Origin of the sequence: Streptomyces katrae (assembly GCF_000966975.1) — a bacterium.
Taxonomy (GTDB): Bacteria; Actinomycetota; Actinomycetes; order Streptomycetales; family Streptomycetaceae; genus Streptomyces; species Streptomyces katrae.
Window position 1 is genome coordinate 1 of the sequence record NZ_JZWV01000626.1, and the last position, 901, is coordinate 901.

The window sequence follows — 901 nt, forward strand, 5'->3', positions numbered from 1 at the left end:
ATGCGGTACCAGAGCAGGAACGCCACCGCCGTGACCAGCACCGCGAGGTAGCCCACCGCCGCCCACTGCGCCGCCCCCAGCTCCGCCACCGCGGACGGCGACTCCGTGAACACCGCCGGCCCGGCCAGCATCACCGCCCCCATCCACACCGCGTGCACGGACACTCCCCACGCCCCGTGCCTCCCCAGCACCGGCACCGCGAGCAGGGTGAACCCCGCCTCGCAGGCCAGCGCCAGCGCGGCCCAGCCCACCCCGGCGGCGTCCGTGCGCCCGCTCCCCTCGACCAGCACCGCGCCCGCGACCACCACCGGCGCCGCCGCCAGCACCCGGCGGCTCGGCCGGCGCCCCTCCAGCAGCGGGCCGACCACCCCGAGCAGGACCGGTACGGAGGCCACGGCGACGGCGATCACCGCCGGCTCGGCATGCGCCACACCCCGTACGACCGCCACGTTGAACAGCACCAGACCGGTCGCCGCGACCCCCGCCAGCCACAGCCACTCGCGCCCCCGGGGACGCAGGACCGGTACCCGCGCGGCCCGGGCGAGGCCGAGGAGGATCAGCGCGGCGGCGGCGTAGCGCACGGCCTGCGCGGTGAACAGCGGGGCGTCGGCGAGCGACCGCGAGACGGTGACGCTGCTGCCGACCAGCGCCATGCCGGCCACGCCCGGCGCCAGGTCGCGGACGGGGAAGGACGGACGCACGGGCAGGGCGGGACGTGAGGTGGAGGTGCTCATACGGACCAGCCTGGAGGCACAATGGTCCGGTGAGCAGGTCCAAAGAACCCTCCGACGACAGGTCCAATACAGTGGGCCGCCGGCCTGGACCGCCGGGCCCGGCCGGCTCCGACTTCCTCCAGCTCGACATCGGCCGGGCCCCCGCGGGCGGCCGCACGGAATGGCTC

1 protein-coding gene is annotated in these 901 nt (G+C 76.6%); it reads right to left on the bottom strand.

Translation table 11 applies throughout. The features are described 5' to 3' along the window. A partial coding sequence (locus tag VR44_RS48490; RefSeq protein ID WP_052713764.1) for an EamA family transporter occupies positions 1–734 on the bottom strand: 734 nt, incomplete at its 3' end. Positions 735–901 lie beyond the last annotated feature (167 nt).